Annotated in this window: 3 protein-coding genes; 2 read left to right on the plus strand and 1 reads right to left on the minus strand. The window is 65.9% G+C overall.

Annotation, left to right across the window (positions count from 1 at the left end; translation table 11 throughout):
- Positions 1-741: aminotransferase class III-fold pyridoxal phosphate-dependent enzyme (locus tag EN991_RS32235; RefSeq protein ID WP_127370261.1), on the plus strand; the 741-nt coding region annotated here is incomplete at its 5' end.
- A 16-nt stretch (positions 742-757) separates the two neighbouring features.
- Entirely contained in the window at positions 758-1,426 is a 669-nt protein-coding gene (locus tag EN991_RS32240; RefSeq protein ID WP_024502527.1) for a GntR family transcriptional regulator, read from the plus strand.
- Here the strand turns inward: EN991_RS32240 and EN991_RS32245 are convergent.
- The coding region (locus EN991_RS32245; protein ID WP_164769531.1) for an FAD-dependent oxidoreductase at positions 1,423-2,464 on the minus strand (1,042 nt) is incomplete at its 5' end. The two genes, EN991_RS32240 and EN991_RS32245, sit on opposite strands and share 4 nt — an antisense overlap.

Raw genomic sequence — 2,464 nt, forward strand, 5'->3', positions numbered from 1 at the left:
CATGATTTCGCCGGAAATGTCGCCGCTGCCATAGAGGACATGCGAGCAAAAGGCATCAAGCCGGCGGCGCTGCTTCTCGACTCGGCCTTTTCCAGCGACGGCATTTTCTTTCCCGATGCGAAGGTGATGCGCGAGGCAGCCGATCACGTCAAAAAGGCCGGCGGCATCGTCATCGCCGATGAGGTCCAGTCCGGCTTCGGCCGGCTTGGCCAGGGCATGTGGGGCTTCGCAAACTATGGCATCGGGCCTGACATCGTCACGATGGGCAAGCCGATCGGCGATGGGCACCCGATGGGCGCCGTGCTCGTGCGGCCGCAGCTTGTCGCCTCCTTCGGTTCGAACACCGGCTACTTCAACACCTTCGGCGGCAATCCGGTCGCGGCCGCCGTCGGCCTCGCCGTTCTGGAGGTCATCGAAGGCGAGGGGCTGATCGAGAATGCGCTCAATGTCGGCGCCTATACGAGTGAACTGCTGCGCGCCCTGCAGGGCCGGCACGGCGCGGTCGCCGATGTCAGGCACAACGGCCTCTATTTCGGCGTCGAGCTGACGGCGGACGGCGACGAGGCTCTGGCCGCCACCAAGACATCGGCGGTCGTCGAAGCCATGCGCGAGGACGGCGTGCTGATCTCGTCCTGCGGTCCGCGCGGCAATGTGCTGAAGATCAGGCCGCCACTGCCCTTTGCCAGGGACAATGCCGAGCAACTGGCCGAGACGCTCGATCGCGCTCTGTCGAACTGGTGATCGGAGCGGCCCGCGTATGCTGAAGCTTGAACATCAGACCCTGAATGACCGCGCCTATGGCGCGCTCAAGCAGGAGTTGATTTCCGGCGGCTTCAGCCCGGGCCAGGCGCTGGTCATCCGCAAGCTCGCCGAGACGTTCGGCATCTCGACGACACCGATCCGCGAGGCGCTGCAGAGGCTTGTCGCCGAGCGGCTGCTCGAGATGCAGAACAACCGCTCGGTCATCGTGCCGTTGCTGTCCGCGCCTGCCTTCGAGGAGCTGACGCGCATCCGCATCGCCGTCGAGGGACTGGCGGGCGAGATGGCGGCGACCAGGATGAGCGAAAGCGGGCTGGCTGACATCCAGGCGACGCTCGCCGGCATGCAGCGTGCCATTGAGGCCGGCGACGCCAGGGCCTATCTCTCATTGAACGAGGCGTTCCACTTCGCCATCTACCAGCATGCCGGCGCGCCGATCCTTTTGAACATGATCCGCGACCTCTGGGGGCGGGTCGGGCCTTATCTCAAGCTGCTGATGCAGGCCGATCGCTACATCCCGCAGTCCAACGACGCGCATCGCAAGATCGTCGCCGCACTGGAGCAGCGCAGCGGTCCCACTGTGCGGATTTTCATAGAAGAGGACATCGCCGTGGCGGCCGCTGTGCTGTCTGCAAACCTTGACGCTGCCAGGGAGCCGTCGGCCTAGCTCGTCCCGTCCAGCCGGTCGCGCAGCATGCTCCAGCCGAGCAGCATGTTGGGCGCGTGCCGCAGCACGGCGTGGAACGGTATTGGCGCCGGCGGCGCGAAGGGCAGCGGCAGGTCGCGGGCGTCGGTGCCGGCGGCCCAGTCGGCCAGAACCTTGCCCATCGCCGTCGTCATGGCGATGCCGCGCCCGTTGCAGGCGCGACCGGCGATCAGTCCCGGACCGAGGTCGATCAGGTGCGGCAGGAAATCCGGTTCGACCGCTGCCATTCCCGACCAGCTGTAGGCAAGCGGCGGCAGGTCGGGCAGACCGAGATGCCGGCCGAGCCTTCGCCAGATCGTCTGCGGTACGCGCGTATCCGCACCGGCGCCAAGGATATGCATGCCGCCGCTGATCAGCCGGTTTTCGGCGTCGAAGCGGAAGGTGAACAGATTGCGTCTGGTGTCACCGACACCTTGCCCGCCGGGAAGCAATCGGTTGCGCACTTCACGAGGCAGCGGCGCTGTCGCGATCTGGAAGACTTTCAGCGGGAAGTAGGTTCGCTGCAACGACGGATTGAGGGACCAGCCATAGGCGTTGGTGGCGATCAGCACCTTGCCCGCGCGTACCGAGCCAGAGGGCATTTTCAGCATCCAGCCATCGGCTATGCGATCAACCGAGGTGACGCGCGTCTGCTCGAAGATCTTTGCGCCGGCCTTCTCCGCCGCATCGGCCAATCCGCCCGCATAGGCGACCGGATTGAGCACGCCGCCGGAACGGTCCATCCAGCCGCCGACATAGCCTGGCACGCCTGTCATTGCTTCGATTTCCTGCCGATCCAATGTGACCGCAGGCCGGCCACGCTGTGCCCATTGCCCGGCGCGTGACTTGACCTTCTCGAAGGCCGCAGGCGAATGCGCCGGCTGGACCCATCCGTTCTGCACGGCGTCGCCGTCGATGCCGTGCTGCCGGATCAGGCGGAAAACCAGGTCGGCGCTGCCGGCGGCGAAATCGATCAGCCTTTCGCCGCGCGACGGCCCGAGATGGGCCAGTATGTCGACC

Origin of the sequence: Mesorhizobium sp. M7A.F.Ca.US.005.03.2.1 (assembly GCF_003997795.1) — a bacterium.
Lineage (GTDB): Bacteria > Pseudomonadota > Alphaproteobacteria > Rhizobiales > Rhizobiaceae > Mesorhizobium > Mesorhizobium ciceri.

What these genes read in the sequence shown, in the direction of transcription:
- EN991_RS32240 (WP_024502527.1), top strand. Translation starts at nt 758, where the DNA reads ATGCTGAAGCTTGAACATCAGACCCTGAATGACCGCGCCTATGGCGCG.